Annotated in this window: 14 protein-coding genes; 13 read left to right on the top strand and 1 reads right to left on the bottom strand. The window is 50.3% G+C overall.

Going from position 1 to position 14,204, the window contains the following annotated elements:
- Nucleotides 1-17 precede the first annotated feature (17 nt).
- The 12 genes from gspE to AB1552_08930 all read left to right on the top strand — a co-directional run bounded on the left by gspE (nucleotide 18) and on the right by AB1552_08930 (nucleotide 11,448).
- Nucleotides 18-1,541 (top strand): type II secretion system ATPase GspE, encoded by a 1,524-nt coding sequence (gene gspE, locus AB1552_08985; GenBank protein MEW6053905.1) that lies wholly within the window; start codon nucleotides 18-20, stop codon nucleotides 1,539-1,541.
- Nucleotides 1,541-2,734, top strand: coding sequence for a type II secretion system F family protein (locus tag AB1552_08980; GenBank protein MEW6053904.1), 1,194 nt, complete (start codon nucleotides 1,541-1,543; stop codon nucleotides 2,732-2,734). The genes gspE and AB1552_08980 overlap by 1 nt, the downstream gene beginning before the upstream one ends.
- Before the next feature lie 93 nt (nucleotides 2,735-2,827).
- Entirely contained in the window at nucleotides 2,828-3,280 is a 453-nt protein-coding gene (locus AB1552_08975; protein ID MEW6053903.1) for a prepilin-type N-terminal cleavage/methylation domain-containing protein, read from the top strand.
- 19 nt (nucleotides 3,281-3,299) lie between these two features.
- Nucleotides 3,300-3,722 (top strand): prepilin-type N-terminal cleavage/methylation domain-containing protein, encoded by a 423-nt coding sequence (locus AB1552_08970; GenBank protein ID MEW6053902.1) that lies wholly within the window; start codon nucleotides 3,300-3,302, stop codon nucleotides 3,720-3,722.
- A 6-nt stretch (nucleotides 3,723-3,728) separates the two neighbouring features.
- A complete protein-coding gene (locus tag AB1552_08965; protein MEW6053901.1) occupies nucleotides 3,729-4,448 on the top strand; it encodes a prepilin-type N-terminal cleavage/methylation domain-containing protein in 720 nt (239 codons plus the stop codon).
- On the top strand, nucleotides 4,445-5,446 hold the full coding sequence (locus tag AB1552_08960; protein MEW6053900.1) for a helix-hairpin-helix domain-containing protein: 1,002 nt from the start codon (nucleotides 4,445-4,447) through the stop codon (nucleotides 5,444-5,446). Before AB1552_08965 ends, AB1552_08960 begins: the two co-directional genes overlap by 4 nt.
- Complete coding sequence (locus tag AB1552_08955) at nucleotides 5,443-6,990, top strand: PilN domain-containing protein (GenBank protein MEW6053899.1); 1,548 nt, start codon at nucleotides 5,443-5,445, stop codon at nucleotides 6,988-6,990. The genes AB1552_08960 and AB1552_08955 overlap by 4 nt, the downstream gene beginning before the upstream one ends.
- Nucleotides 6,977-7,528: a type II secretion system protein GspM gene (gene gspM / locus AB1552_08950; protein MEW6053898.1), complete on the top strand. Its 552-nt coding sequence runs from the start codon at nucleotides 6,977-6,979 to the stop codon at nucleotides 7,526-7,528. Before AB1552_08955 ends, gspM begins: the two co-directional genes overlap by 14 nt.
- 85 nt (nucleotides 7,529-7,613) lie before the next feature.
- Nucleotides 7,614-8,309 carry a hypothetical protein gene (locus tag AB1552_08945; GenBank protein ID MEW6053897.1) on the top strand — a complete coding sequence of 232 codons (696 nt, stop codon included), beginning with the start codon at nucleotides 7,614-7,616 and terminating at the stop codon, nucleotides 8,307-8,309.
- Between the two features lie 52 nt (nucleotides 8,310-8,361).
- Nucleotides 8,362-9,129 carry an ABC transporter permease gene (locus AB1552_08940; GenBank protein ID MEW6053896.1) on the top strand — a complete coding sequence of 256 codons (768 nt, stop codon included), beginning with the start codon at nucleotides 8,362-8,364 and terminating at the stop codon, nucleotides 9,127-9,129.
- Between the two features lie 18 nt (nucleotides 9,130-9,147).
- Nucleotides 9,148-10,290 carry an ABC transporter ATP-binding protein gene (locus AB1552_08935; GenBank protein ID MEW6053895.1) on the top strand — a complete coding sequence of 381 codons (1,143 nt, stop codon included), beginning with the start codon at nucleotides 9,148-9,150 and terminating at the stop codon, nucleotides 10,288-10,290.
- Nucleotides 10,291-10,296: 6 nt separating this feature from the next.
- Nucleotides 10,297-11,448: a glycosyltransferase family 2 protein gene (locus tag AB1552_08930; GenBank protein ID MEW6053894.1), complete on the top strand. Its 1,152-nt coding sequence runs from the start codon at nucleotides 10,297-10,299 to the stop codon at nucleotides 11,446-11,448.
- Nucleotides 11,449-11,473: 25 nt separating this feature from the next.
- Here the strand turns inward: AB1552_08930 and AB1552_08925 are convergent, their stop codons facing one another.
- On the bottom strand, nucleotides 11,474-12,886 hold the full coding sequence (locus AB1552_08925) for a radical SAM protein (protein ID MEW6053893.1): 1,413 nt from the start codon (nucleotides 12,884-12,886) through the stop codon (nucleotides 11,474-11,476).
- A gap of 2 nt (nucleotides 12,887-12,888) precedes the next feature.
- On the opposite strand from AB1552_08925, the gene AB1552_08920 reads away from it, so the two are divergent.
- Complete coding sequence (locus AB1552_08920) at nucleotides 12,889-14,202, top strand: radical SAM/SPASM domain-containing protein (GenBank protein MEW6053892.1); 1,314 nt, start codon at nucleotides 12,889-12,891, stop codon at nucleotides 14,200-14,202.
- The last annotated feature ends 2 nt before the right edge of the window (nucleotides 14,203-14,204 follow it).

Here is a 14,204-nt window from a genome sequence, read left to right as displayed (position 1 = left end):
CGCTTTGCCAGAGAATCATGATTAAAGACATACCGTATCTGAACACAGAAGACCTGCCGAAAGTGCCGTTTGTCCTGAACGGGATATCCTCACGTTTTATCCGTGAAAACAAGATTATCCCTCTTGAGTTGAAAAACAATGTACTGAAGGTCGTCATGGCCAATCCCGGGGATGCTGCATCAATCGACGCGCTCAGGGTCGCGATTGCCGCTGAAGTGATGGTCTACACCTGTGAACACAGTGTGATCGAGGAATTCATCTCGAGGTTTTACGAGCAGGAGTCCCAGAATATCAACAGGATTATCGAGGACCTCGGCGACAGGGGCATTGAATTCCTGAAAGAAGAGGAAGAAGATATCGGCCACCTGAAAGACCTTGCTTCGGAGGCCCCGATAATCAGGCTCGTCAATATGCTTATCACCCGGGCCATCGAAAGCAGGGCAAGTGATATCCACATTGAGCCTTTCGATGACGAACTGAAGGTAAGATACCGCATCGACGGCGTGCTGCATGATATAGAGTCAACACCCAAGAGGCTGCAGGCAGCGATCGTATCAAGGATAAAAATCATGGCGAAACTCAACATCGCCGAGAGAAGACTGCCGCAGGACGGACGCATACGACTGAAGATCGGGGAGAGGGAGGTCGACCTCAGGGTATCGACAATTCCGGTGCTCTATGGCGAAAGTGTTGTTATGAGAATCCTCCACAAGGAAGGCATCGTGATAGACCTGAACCTTCTTGGCTTTGCTCCGGGCAACCTCAGTGATTTCAACAATCTGATAACAAAACCGAACGGCATTATCCTTGTGACAGGACCTACAGGAAGCGGAAAAACGACAACACTCTATGGTGCGCTCGACAAGATAAATTCCCCCGACAAGAAGATCATCACTGTCGAGGACCCTGTTGAATATCAGCTTAAGGGGGTAAACCAGATACAGGTAAAACCGCAAATAGGCCTGAACTTTGCAAATACTCTTCGCCATATCGTCAGACAGGACCCGGACATCATCATGATCGGTGAGGTCAGGGATCTGGAGACAGCAGAAATCGCCATACAGTCTGCCCTCACCGGCCATCTTGTCTTTTCGACACTCCATACCAATGATGCGCCAAGCGCCATCACAAGGCTCCTCGACATGGGGGTCGAGAATTTCCTGCTCTCCTCCACAATCAGGGGGATCCTTGCCCAGAGGCTCGTGAGGGTCATCTGTCCTGCATGCAAGGAGAAAGACCCGTCTGCTGCGGGGAAAGAGGAACTGAAGCTCCTCGGCATCGACAGTGCGACGCTCCTTTACCGCGGAAAGGGATGCGAAGCCTGTGCCTTTACCGGTTATTACGGCAGGCTGGGCCTGTTCGAACTGCTGCTTGTCAACGATGACATCCGGAAACTCATCCTGAAAAATGCGGATTCTAACGAAATACGCAAGGTTGCCAGGCAACACGGGATGAAAACCCTTCTCGAGGACGGGGCTGATAAGATAAAGGCAGGTATCACGACCCTGAATGAAATCTTCAGGGTGACACAGGAGGCGTAGTGCCTGTCTTTTCCTACAAGGCGACAACGATTGAAGGTTCCGTCATTGAAGGCGTCATTGAAGCAATCGACGAGAAATCTGCTGTCGAGCGGCTGAAAAACTCCGGCGTTATCCCGATTAAGGTCATTTCCCCAAAAGAAGGGATAAAAAAGACCTTTACCCTCAAATCATCAAAAGCCGACCTGCTGACATTTACCACAGAACTTTCGGCACTTTTAACCGCAGGACTTCCTCTTGACAGGAGTCTGAACATCCTTTCCGAAATATCAGAGAGCAGTGAGATGAAAACCGTGGTACAGTCGATCCTGAAATCCATCAGGGAGGGGAATTCCTTTTCTGACGCCCTTCAGAAACATCCGAGGCTGTTCCCGAAGCTCTATGTCAATATGATACGGGCCGGTGAAGCCGGTGGCGTGCTGGATATCGTTCTGGACAAGCTGAACGAATTTCTTGAATCTTCCAAGGCACTGAGGGATCATGTACTCTCTGTGATGATATATCCTGCCATTCTGATGACGACAGGCGGCATATCAATAATCATCCTCCTGACTTTCGTGCTCCCGAAATTTTCCGCAATATTCGCCGAACTTGGCGGGTCGCTCCCCTTATCGACACAAATCCTCCTCCTGTTCAGCAACAGCCTCAGGGAATACTGGTGGATCGTCCTCTCGGCGGTCATTGCAGGGTGGATCATCTTCAGGAATTACATAAAAACCGATGCAGGGAAATATCAGTGGGATGTCGTTAAGCTCAGACTGCTCGGAGATATCATACGAAAACTCGAGACGGCCAGGTTCTGCAGGACTCTGGGCACGCTCCTTAAAAGCGGCGTTCCCCTGCTGCAGGCATTGGGCAATGCAAGGGATGTGGTGAGCAACCAGGTGATCGCTTCGGCAATTGACAAGGTAGCAGCCGGAGCAAAGGAGGGGAAAGGGATCGCAGTTCCCCTGGCCGACACAGATGTCTTTCCGCAGCTCGCCCTCTCCATGATAAAGGTCGGGGAGGAGACCGGCCAGCTCGATACGATGCTGATGAAGGTCGCCCAGACATATGAGAAAAGCCTGAATATGGCGATTAAGAAATTTGTGAATCTTCTTGAGCCTGTCATGATACTCACCATGGGACTGATTATCGGTTTCATAGTGATTTCCATGCTGATTGCCATCTTCAGCATCACTGAACTGCCGTTTTAACCGTGGTTACTCATGCATTATGTGTGCGACAACAGGATACAGTATGTTCGTGCGTTTCCGTGAATAATCCCGGACAGATTCAATAATTTCACCATGCGCAGAACACGATACATTTACGGCAATAAAGGCTTCACCCTCCTCGAGATGATAATCGTTCTTTTTCTCATTTCGCTGATTCTCGGCATTGCGACAATTTTCTTTGCGAATGCCCTGCCTTCGAACCAGTTCAATGCGACTGTCAGGAACATATCAGCAACAATCAGGCAGGCGCGCTCCCTCGCACAGATCCACAACAAGAACCAGACTGTTACCATCGATCTCGATTCGAGGATATACGATTTGAGCGGCCGTCCACCCCGGGAAATCCCGTCAGGGATTTCGGTGAAAGTCATTGATCCGATGCTCGGCGAAATCCTGGAGGGGAAATATCGCTTCACCCTGTACCCCTCGGGTGTCATGGAGGGAGGCACTGTCGTATTGTGGAGCAGCAAGAAAAAGGCGAGCATAGCGATGGACCCGGTAGTCGGGACAATAGTGATAAAATAAACGGGGAGTCATGACACTCATGCACACAGAAAATATTCGGAAACCCTGTTTCTGCGTCTTTGGTTCCCGGGCCGGCTTTACGCTCCTTGAGGTGCTTGTCGCCACCGCAATACTGGCCATCGCTGTCACAGTCGTCCTGCAGCTCTTCTCGGCCAATCTCAGGTCCATAGCCGCTTCGGAGGAATACGTATCCGCGGCAACACGGGCAGAGGCGAAGATGCGAGAGATTCTCAATGACGACAATCTCTCTGAGCAGTCATACAGGGAGACGACAAGCGACGGATACAATATCGAGGTTTCCGTCACGGATACGTTGCCCGAAAGGACTGAAAACCTCCGGGTAAAAATGCTCGAAATTGTTTTGACGGTGCAATGGCTGAAAGACTCAAAGCAAAGGACCTTTACCCTGAGGACGATGAAGGTCAGGAAAAAAGAGGTGTAGCCATACGTGTTAAAGAGAATCACAGAACGGAAAACCCGCCTGCAGAACGCACAGGAGCCTGAATCCCCGGGCAGACTGGCAGGAGCGCTCTCATTCCAGTCCGGATTCACCCTGCTCGAACTGCTGGTGTCTATCGCGCTGATCGGGATAATCATCATGATTATCATCGGCGCATTGAGACTCGGGTTACGTTCGGTGGAATCGGGGGAGAAGAAAATAGAACTACTCCAAAGGATGAGGAATTCTTTCAATATCATAGATGCCCAGATCCAGTCGCAAACTCCTTTGAGTTACGAGGAAGACGGTGAAAGAAAATACTATTTCAGGGGAGAAAGGACATTCATGCAGTTCCCGACCAACTATTCAGTCTGGGGCGGAGAAAAAGGCTATGTGCTGGCCACGTATTCAGTGCTGCCGGATGAATCAGGCAGACAGGTTCTCTATATATCGGAGAATGTCATGGGTCTTTCCGGGAGCACGCAGACCACGCTTTTCAATTCATTCGATACCATTTATTTCGAATATCTCTATAAGGATACGACCGAGGAATCAGGGAGATGGGTAGACACCTGGACAGACAGTCTCTATATCCCCGAAAAGGTCAGGATCCATCTCATTAAAGATGTGCATGATTACGGGATGGTCATACCCATGAGGGTCAACAAGTCATCCTCAGGCCCTGCCGCGTATGAGTTTCCCGATGAAGGATTTGTAACAGACGAATGAAAAATATCTTTTTTCATACACGCATTGGAAAAAGGCTGCCCGCAGTCAATCGCTGTCTTTCACAAAGAGGCATTGCCCTTCTGACAGTATTGTGGGTCCTGACCATCCTCATGGTCATCGTGCTTTCGTTTTCCCTTATCGCAAGAACCGAAACATACGCTACACTTTCCTTCAAGGAGGGAATCGAGAGAAAATTCATGGCTGAGGCAGGAATAGAAAGAGGCATCATGGAGCTCTATTACAGAAACCTCTACAAAAACCAGACGGTGGAGCTGGAGGGACGAGAGATATGGAAAACAGACGGGACACCATACAGGAGCCAGATCGGTAACGGCATTTACCTTGTCAGAATAAGGGACGAATCGGGGAAGATCGATATCAATGCAGCCAACGATCTTGTCCTGAAAAATCTTTTCGTAAATCTCGGGGTCCAGCCGGAGGACGCCGATGTCATCGTAGATTCCATAATGGACTGGCGGGATCCTGATGATCTGCACAGACTCAACGGCGCGGAAAACGATTATTATCGTTCCCTGCCAAACCCCTATGATGCCAAGAATGCGAAGTTCGACACACTTGAGGAATTGCTTCTCGTGAAAGGCATTACTCCTGCGATACTCTATGGAAGCGGTGAGCAGAAAGGCGCTGTCGATTTCCTCACCATTCATGCCAAGACCTCCCGGATCAATGTGAATGCGGCCACGAAAGAGGTTCTGATGGCAATTCCGGGCATGACCCCTGAGGTGGCTGATGCCATTATCAGTTTCAGGGAAACCAAGGAAATGAACAGCCAGGATGTTATGGGTATTGTTGGTGAAAACTATAATTTTATGTTACCGTATATTACTACATCAGGAACCAGCACTTTTACTATTGATGCCTCTGGCCATACGGCAAATGCAGAAGGAGGATATGCGATAAGGGCTACGATAATGATCTCCGGTATAGAGCAGTATACCTATCTTTATTACAAAAGCCCTGTGCTCTTCAACCCATGAACGGAACGACCGTTATCGACAAACTGACAACCATTGCAACAGGCTCATCTTCTGCCCTTAATAAGCTCTGGGAGCCCTTGTGGAGGGTCCTCTCCTTCAGCCTTGCCGATGACAGGATTTACCCGTCAAGAACACTTTCCGTCTCCCTCGATAAGGGAACGCTCGCGGTGGTATACGGAACACGTTTCCTGTCGAGAATCAGGATCAGGGGCGTGAGGGAATATGCCTTTGAAGACAACCGGTACCCCCAGCCCGAGGTTGTCGCTTCGTCAGTGGCCCTTGCGATGAATGACCTCGGGGCTGCAAAGGCAGATGTCCTGCTGAGTATCCCCAAGGCATGGGCAATTGTGAAGACAGTAGAGTTTCCGGCAGCCGTAAAGGAAAATCTTTCGAACGTCATTTCCTATGAGCTGGACAGGATCACCCCTTTCAGCGCAGACGATACCCTGTATGACTTCAGGATTCTCAGTGAAAATGAAGAGAAGCTGACCATTCTTGCGGTGGCTGCAAAAGACAACCTGATCAGGCCGTACCTTGAGGCGCTCAAAGACAAAGGAATCACCGCCAGCCGTCTGACAGTAAACCTGTCAGGGATCGCAACCTTATTCAGGCACATGGACCGGAAGGCTGACTCAGTGTTCCTTGAAATAAAACCGGACGGATATGAAGGGGCCCTGTTTCTGAACGGCACGGTAATGAATCCTCTTTCGGGTTCCTTCAGCACCGAGGATGAAAACTCAAGGAGTGACAGCATTGCCTCGGAAATATCGTCGCTGACTGATTATGCGAAAAATCAGGGGGGGACTCCGCAGGTGATCCTGCTCTTCCGTGACAAGAGCCCCTCGCTGAAGGAGATGATTAAGGCAAAGGCAGGCCAGCCGGTAACAATGCTCAATGAGACGGATATCCGGATCCGCATTCCGGGGGATCACGCGGATGTGCCGTACGCTGCGGTCGGCGGAGTGCTCGAATCGCTCTGGCCGCATAGAGAGGGGCTTGACCTTCTGAGCAAGGGATATCACAAAAAAGCAAAGGCGCCCCTGGCGCTCACGTTCATTCTGGTTCTTGCGATCCTGGTCATGTGGATTCTCTACCTTATCGCACCCCTCAGGGTTGAGGAGAAGCGCCTTGAAGAGATCGACCGGCAGATTGCGCTGCGGAAGGAAGAAGTGAAAAAGGTCGAATCCCTGAAAAAAGAGCTGGCAACCCTGGAAAAGGAAATTTTTACCATTGCCGATTTCAAGGAAAGAAGACCTTTGGCATTGAACATCCTCAGGGAATTGACTGCCATACTGCCGAAGACCGCCTGGCTTTCCCGGCTGCGGATCACCGAAACAACCGTTGAGATCGAGGGATACGCGGCATCCGCGACAGGCATCCTATCAAAGCTTGAAGCTTCGCCATATTTTCAAAAGGCCGAGTTTGCATCTCCGACATTCAGGGATACACGGATGAATTCCGACAGGTTCAACATAAAAATGGAACTGGAGGGCATAAAGAAGGAAGAACTGCAGACACAGGAAGAAACTGATGAAGAAGAATAGAACCCTATTGTTTACGCTGCCGTTAATGGCAATCCTCGCTGGTCTTTTCCTGTACCAGTATGTATATTTGGGAATTCAGTCCCAGGTTGCCTCTGTAAAGGAAAACCAGTTTGTGAAAACGAGGACGCTCCAGAAATATATCACCCTTATCGCGGAAAAGCCCCGGCTGGAGGAAAAACTGGCATCAATGAAAGAGGAAAGGGAATCGGACAATTCAAAACTGGTTGAAGGACAGACCCTTTCCCTGGCTGCGGCTGCGCTTCAGGAAACGGCAAAGAACATCGTCACACAAAGCGGCGGCACGATTTCGAGCGAACGGGTGGGAAAGCCTGAGGAGAGAGAGTCTTTCAAGATAATTACCGTCAGCATTGATACCATTCTTCCTGACCCGAGGGCGCTGAGGGATATCCTCTATTCACTGGAGACCAGGACCCCCTATCTTACCGTGAAAGAAATGGATATCAGGATCAGGAATTACCGTGACCCGAGAGAGCAGGTGGTAAAGATGGACATTTCTGCGCTTACGAGCAGCAGATAGGCGCTTTTCGCTCCTCCAGGCCAGAAAAGGGCATGAACAGAAAACCCGACTTTGTTGTACAATCTGAAAATTTCAGGGGAAATGCATGCAGGTAAGAAATACCACAAGAAACCTTAACCTGTTGAATTTGCTGTTGCTGTCCGCCGCAGCCCTGTTTTTCATGTACAGCATATTCCCTTCATTTCCTGTGGAAGTCAGATATTCGGTGCCGGTTTCGAAAAATGGCGCTGAAGAGGAAGAAGCCCGAAATACCCAGCCCCGCATATTCTCGATCGCTGAATATGCAAACATATCTGAGGACAACCTTTTTCATCCGGAAAGAAAGATTCCCGCGGAGAAAAAAGAGGAACAGCCACTGCCGAAACCTGAATTTGTCCTCTACGGCACTTTGGTAACGAATGACGTGCGGGTTGCATATATGGAAGATATGAAAGCACCGCGTTCCACGACAGGCAGGGGGAAAAGGCAGACAGCGCTGAAAAAAGGGGATTCTCTGAGTGGTTTCACCGTCAGCGAAATAGGGGAGGACAAGGTAGTAATGGTAAGGGGCAAGGAGAAGATGGTTATTGCCGTGCACAACCCATCCCGTAAAACAGCGGCAGTTCAGAGCACTGCCGCTCCCGCAGAGTCCGGGAAGCCCCAGCCACGCACTCCCTTGACTCCTGCGCAGAACCGTGGTGATCTGAGACGCTCCGGGGCTGCGGCGGCGCAACGCAATGTCACGTCGTCTCCCATTAAGGCCCAACCGGCAACACCGTCCCTTCCTGCACAGGGGCAATGATCGGCGGGTCCCGGACAACGCATCATGAATTGTAACAGGAGCACAGGTCTCCATGCGGGATAAACTGCATCTTCTTTTTTATTTCATCAAAAAAGACATACAATCCAAATTTGCAGGTTCCGGTCTTGGATTGCTCTGGACAATCCTCATTCCCGTCATTCAGATATCACTCTTCTGGTTCGTCTTTGCCGCCATCATGAGAGCACGTCCGTTTGCGAACACGCAGGTGCCGTATCTTTATTTCCTGCTCTCTTCCTTTTTCTTCTGGCTTGCATTCTCGGACGGGGTGATCAGGTCAGCCCATGCGGTTGTTGAAAATGCAGAGACCGTTAAAAAAATCTTTTTCCCGAAGATATTTCTCCCTCTCACCGCAACAATATCAAGCTATCTGCTCAATATCATCGGGTTCCTGTTCTTTATCGCCGTTTATGCCGTTACCGCTTCATTAAGCCCTGTAATCGTTCTCGTCATACCAGTCCTTTTTTTTCAGTTCATTTTTTCCCTCGGTCTCGGCATGTTCCTTGCGGCTCTTATTCCGTATGTCAGGGACATCGGGCAGCTTCTCGGGTATGTCCTGCAGGGAATGTTTTTCCTGTCCCCCATTATTTACAGCATTGAATCGGTGCCGGAAAGGTTCAGGATCATCTTCTATTTCAACCCGTTCACCTATTTTGCTTCTTCCTATCATCAAATCATCCTTTTGAAAGAAATCCCTTCCCTGTTTCACCTGGGAATGATCTCCCTTATCTCCGCCATTTCGCTGATTACCGGATATTACACATTCAAGAAGCTGAAGGACGGGTTTGCAGATGTATTGTAGAATATCCCGGATGAGGAAATGATTTCCGTCAGCGCCGACCAGATAACAAAGATTTACAGGCTCTACGAAAAACCGTTCGACAGGCTCAGGGAAATCCTTCTCCATAAACCGCTTCACAAAGAACTTGTTGCACTCAGCGGCATAACTTTTTCGCTGAAGCAGGGAGAAACCCTCGGGGTTATCGGAGATAACGGTGCCGGGAAAAGCACCCTCCTGAAGATCCTGACCAAAACATTGTCCCCCACTCAAGGCATCGTTGCAGTGAAGGGGCTTGTCACCTCGCTGCTTGAGCTCGGGTCAGGATTCCACCCTGAATTCACGGGCATGGAGAACATTTTCTTCTACGGCTCTCTGCTCGGAATCGACAGCAATCTCATGAAAAAGCGGGTAACGCAGATAGTAGAATTCGCCGAGCTCGGCGATTTTATCGATTATCCGATCAAGACCTACTCTTCAGGCATGCATGTCAGGCTGGCGTTTTCCGTCGCGACTGCTGTCGACCCGGACATCCTGATCATCGATGAGGCGCTGTCTGTGGGTGACCAGTATTTTCAGAAAAAATGCCTTGAGAAAATGGATGATTTCAAGAAGAGGGAAAAAATCATCATATTCTGCTCGCATGATCTGTATCAGATCAAAACATTCTGCTCGAAGACCATGTGGCTTGACCACGGACAGGTAAAAATGTTCGGCGAATCGACACAGGTCATCAATGCGTATGCCGGACATGAACAGACAAAGGCTGAAGCCTACAGGGAACATCTCCGGCAGGCGCAGGCCGGTTCGTTTCTGTTCATCTCAGACCTGTCTGTGCATCAGACCGGGAAAAGAGACTGCATGATACGGTTCAGGGTAAAGACCACAGAACCGTTTTCCGGACATATCGGATGGGCAATCCTGAGGAGAGACATGTTTCAGGTTTCATTCATGACAACACACATGCAGGGGAAGGACCCGGTCCTGTTTGAAGGGACAAAAAATGTGTCGATAGCAGTGACTGATCTGAATATCGTGAACGACAATTACTTCATTTACGTCGGGATATTCGACCAGAAGGCGTACAGACCGATCGCAGTGGAATCGACAGACTGCACACTGACCACGGATTATGAGATTCTGAATTCGCTCTGTTTTTTCAGAAGCACATTTTCTGTGGAATAGGCTGCCATGCCGCAGGTTGACGTTACCATATCCATCGTTTCCTACAACTCAAAAAAAGTCATCGCCAACTGCCTTCAGTCCGTTCTCGAAACGACAAGGGACCTTGCTGCGGAAATTATCGTCGTCGACAACGCCTCAGCCGACGGCACCGCCTCCGTGGTCAAATCCGCATTTCCGGATGTCAGGCTCATAGAAAACAGGCACAACCCGGGCTTCGGTACGGCGCACAATCAGGCATTTAAAGTCTCACGGGGAAGATATTTTCTGATCCTGAATCCTGACACGATCGTCTTTCCTGATGCCATCAGGACCATGACGCAGTTTATGGATGAAAACCGGAGAGCTGGCGTTGCAGGGTGCAAGATATTCTGGGATGACGAAAGAAATTTCATGTTCCCGGACCTGAAGATACACGATCTGCGGACGATCTTGATCCATTTCACCCCTTTCTGCCTGTTTTTTCCCGCCAGCCGTCTGGCAAGGCGTTACTGGCAAAGCGCATACCATGTGTGGGATGCCCGGGCTCCAGTCGAGGTCGAAGGCGTGACAGGGGGGCTGATGCTGGTGCGGAGAGAAGCCTTTGAATCGGCCGGAGGTTTCGATGAAAAATTTTTTCTTTTTTTTGAAGAACATGATCTTCTCCGGCGCATCAGGCAGGCGGGATGGGGAGTCTCTTATCTCCCCGGAGCAGCCATTCAGCACTTCTATGAGGAGAGTTTCAGGAACAGCGCCGTCGATATTGGCGCGGTGTACCTGCAAAGCGCATGCTATTATTACCGCAAGAATTTCGGCGCTGCAGGATATCTTTTCCTGAGATTATTGCTCCTGCTGGAAAGACTCGTTCGTCCCCTCGCGTCACGATTCATGGAGAAGAACAGATATGAAGAGGCAATGCCCTCAGGTCCGAAGCTTGCAGTCAGATGGCAGCCCCTGAAAAATGCGGCAAGATACCTTGCGGAGATATCCTACTCCCCTTATTTCAATGACAGGGGAGGGATGTACGTCCGGGGGGAATCCCTTTCTCTCAGCAGCGGCATCCTGGAACGGCTTCCGGGGCACACCGGTTATATCCGTATCCTGCCTGTCTTTGAAGACCGTTCTGTCGGCAGGCCACTGAAAACAGTGAAGATTACCGGCAGAGGGCCGCAGGATCACTGACAGGAGATAATGCTTCCTTCCCTTTTTACTGTCTCTGCCCGCTGTGTTGTATCCCGGCATTCAGCTCAAGAAAATCCCGTATGGTCCGCTGGAAGACTTTGAATTTGCCGCATTTGTAGTAAAACAGCTTTCTGTACCACCGCAAGAGCGTATTCAGTCTCCTCTCGCACGTGTAATAGGGAAACGGAAGGTCAGTCATCCAGTAGCTCTCATCGATAAACCCTTTTCCCCGGGCGATTTCAAAAATCTTTGTGCCCGGCGTAATCATCGCGATCTGAGGAAGGATAATGTCAGGCTGTATCCTGCGCAGGAGACGGATAGTTTTATTAATACTTCCTTCGCTCTCTCCCGGATTGCCGACCATGAGAAACGCCCCCGAGACAATTCCCTCCTGTTTCGTCATCCTGAATGCATTGATCACGTCTTCTTCCCTGATGCGTTTGTTGACGTTCTCCAGCACCCTGCCTGAAGCAGACTCAACCCCGTACAGTATGCAGCAGCATCCGGCCTGTTTCGCATGCGACAACATCTCCGGAGAGACATAATGCACAGCGGTCTCGAACCCCCACAGGATCTTCAGGTTCCTCTTCAGGATCTCTTTGCAGATCTCGATAACCCTCTCCTGGTTCACCGAAAAGATGTCATCAGTCAGGATTATGAATTCAACGCCATACGTTCTGCTGAGCATCTCCATCTCGTCAACCACATTGACCGCGCTTCGTTTTGTCCACCTCCGTTTCCAGATGAGCGGGGCAGAACAGTACCCGCAGTTACCGACACATCCCCTCGAGGTCGATATCGTTGCATATTTCGGAGGTTTCTCGAGCCCGAACATGTGGTATATTCCGCTCATGAAATCCCACCCACGGTAATCGTCGAGGTCCACCATGTGATATGCCGGGAAAGGGAGGCTGTCGAGGTCGGGTATCCGCTCACGGGGTTCCGTGACAATGATCTCGTCACCCTTCATGTACGCGATTCCCTTCACGCTGCGGATATCCCTGTTCTCTCCCCATGCCCTCACGAGTTCCAGCATGGTTTCTTCGCCCTCCCCGATAACCACAGCATCAGGACGCAGAGTGCCCAGCACCTGCCTGAGCATCAGCGTCGGGTGCGGACCTCCAAGGACGATCTTCACGGAACTGTCTATATCCCTGATGAGACCGACCAGCCTGAACCAGCTTGCGCGCTGGTCGCTGAGGCAGGTTATGCCAATGATGCGGGGTTTCCGGTCGCTGATGATCTTTCCGAGTGTTTCATGGGAATAGTTCTTCGCATATGCATCGACAAGCTCCACATCGCAGCCCCCTCTTTCAAGGTATGAGGCGATATATCCCAGGCCGAGGGGCATGGTATATGTCTGTATCGGCGTCTTCTCAAGAAAACGGCTGTTTTCCCCGTGATCGAAGGGCGGGGGGTTTATCAGGAGTATCTTCATATTTGCTTTTATTCTACCTAACGGATTTCATCATAATCAAACCCGCTGTCGTTGACAAATATGTCCGTAACAGCTACCTTAAAAAATGCCCCGCGCTCAGCCTGTGCATGAAAGGCATGCAGAGCGAATTGCTGACGGGCAAATCTCTTGGGAGCAAAAAAGGAATCCCTGGAATGACGGTGCTGACATCACTATTTGAAAAAAATATCTTCGCGAAATTCCCTCCGGTGATTCATCCCTTGCTGGAGAAAGTACTAGGCAACAACGCGTATCTGCACAGGAAGGTAAACAACTTTCTGCTTAATGAATTCGAGATGAAGATGCACAGGAGTATCCTGAGAAGTTATCCGTATTATATGGTCATTGACCCGACCAATGTCTGCAATCTCAAATGTCCCCTCTGCCCCACCTGGCAGGATACGAAGTCCCGTCCTAAAGGAAGGATGGGCATCGGGACATTCCGGAAGCTTCTGGATGAAGCCGGTCCATACCTGTTTGCCGTAAACCTCTGCAACTGGGGAGAACCCCTTCTGAACCCCGACCTTCCGTCCATGATCAGATATGCGAAACACTACAATACCGTTACCGGCCTCAGCACCAACCTGAATTATCTTCCTGATGAGACTGCGCGGGAACTGGTTGAATCCGGGACAGACATAATCATCGTATCTCTGGACGGGGCGACCCAGGAAAGCTATGAACGGTACCGGAGGGATGGGAACCTTCAGGAAGTATTGCGCAACATCGAAAAGCTGAACGCATACAGGGAAAACGATCAGGACTCACCTTTGCTTATCTGGCAATTTCTGGTCAACCGCTATAATGAAGCGGAGATCGGCAAGGCCCGTGACATGGCCGCACAACTGGGCATGCAGTTTTTCCCGTCCCCGATGAGGACTTCAATGGGAAAGGAATTACTGCTTCCCTTGCATGAACGGGTAACGGAGATGAAAGAATGGCTTCCCGGAAATCCGGAATATAACAGGTATGCATACGAAATAACTCCGGAGTCAAGAACGCGCCAGGAGACATGCAGGTGGCTCTGGAACTCCACCGTGGTCAACTGGGACGGTTCTGTCTCTCCGTGCTGCGGCGTCTTCGAAAAAACGTGGGATTTTGCGATATGCCGTCCTGATCCGAAGGGGAAATCGCTGACCTTCCGCCAGGCATGGAACAGCCCGCGTTACCGGCTGGCCCGGAAGCTGGTGTCAGCGCATATGAAAGATTCGAGACACAGAACCGGGCTTCTCATGAAATCCGAATATGAGGGATTGATCTGTGCAAAATGCGTGCAATTCGGGTTCCTGGAAGAGTAAGA

It is taken from the genome of Nitrospirota bacterium (genome assembly GCA_040754395.1).
Classification (GTDB): Bacteria; Nitrospirota; Thermodesulfovibrionia; order Thermodesulfovibrionales; family SM23-35; genus JBFMCL01.
The sequence above is the reverse complement of the archived record's forward strand: the minus strand, read 5'-3'. Positions and strand labels throughout refer to the sequence as shown.

Excerpts from the sequence above, each read along its gene's own strand:
- AB1552_08945 (MEW6053897.1), top strand. The coding sequence starts at position 7,614 with ATGCAGGTAAGAAATACCACAAGAAACCTTAACCTGTTGAATTTGCTG.
- AB1552_08960 (MEW6053900.1), top strand. The coding sequence starts at position 4,445 with ATGAAAAATATCTTTTTTCATACACGCATTGGAAAAAGGCTGCCCGCA.
- AB1552_08925 (MEW6053893.1), bottom strand. The coding sequence starts at position 12,886 with ATGAAGATACTCCTGATAAACCCCCCGCCCTTCGATCACGGGGAAAAC.
- gspE (MEW6053905.1), top strand. The coding sequence starts at position 18 with ATGATTAAAGACATACCGTATCTGAACACAGAAGACCTGCCGAAAGTG.
- AB1552_08935 (MEW6053895.1), top strand. The coding sequence starts at position 9,148 with ATGATTTCCGTCAGCGCCGACCAGATAACAAAGATTTACAGGCTCTAC.
- AB1552_08955 (MEW6053899.1), top strand. The coding sequence starts at position 5,443 with ATGAACGGAACGACCGTTATCGACAAACTGACAACCATTGCAACAGGC.
- AB1552_08970 (MEW6053902.1), top strand. The coding sequence starts at position 3,300 with ATGCACACAGAAAATATTCGGAAACCCTGTTTCTGCGTCTTTGGTTCC.
- AB1552_08940 (MEW6053896.1), top strand. The coding sequence starts at position 8,362 with ATGCGGGATAAACTGCATCTTCTTTTTTATTTCATCAAAAAAGACATA.
- AB1552_08975 (MEW6053903.1), top strand. The coding sequence starts at position 2,828 with ATGCGCAGAACACGATACATTTACGGCAATAAAGGCTTCACCCTCCTC.
- gspM (MEW6053898.1), top strand. The coding sequence starts at position 6,977 with ATGAAGAAGAATAGAACCCTATTGTTTACGCTGCCGTTAATGGCAATC.
- AB1552_08930 (MEW6053894.1), top strand. The coding sequence starts at position 10,297 with ATGCCGCAGGTTGACGTTACCATATCCATCGTTTCCTACAACTCAAAA.